At 36.3% G+C, this 284-nt stretch carries 1 protein-coding gene; it reads right to left on the bottom strand.

The features are described 5' to 3' along the window. Positions 1–284, bottom strand: a 284-nt coding sequence (locus CWB78_RS18545; protein ID WP_171040369.1) for an ATP-binding domain-containing protein, incomplete at both ends; no start/stop codon positions are given.

The following is a 284-nucleotide window of genomic DNA, read 5'->3' as shown; positions in this document are numbered from 1 at the left end:
TCTTTATGACTAGCTTTTCTAGTAAGTTTATTCAGGACTTTTTGTTGAGTTTCTGGAGTCAAAAATATCTTTAAACGATCCATAGCTCTCGTAATTGCTGTATAGAAAATACTATGGGATATATCATCTTCATTCGCATCTGTGATTACTATTTTCACCGAACTATATTCTAAGCCCTGTGCCTTATGGATGGATACTGCATAAGCTACTTGAAAAGGGACTGTAGTATTGAGAGTATCGTCATCGTCATCACTAGAGTGTGGTGAATCAAAAACCGTAAAGCG

The sequence above is a fragment of the Pseudoalteromonas sp. S1612 genome (assembly GCF_005887175.1).
In the GTDB taxonomy this organism is placed as follows: domain Bacteria; phylum Pseudomonadota; class Gammaproteobacteria; order Enterobacterales; family Alteromonadaceae; genus Pseudoalteromonas; species Pseudoalteromonas undina.
This window is presented reverse-complemented; position numbering and strand designations above follow the sequence as displayed.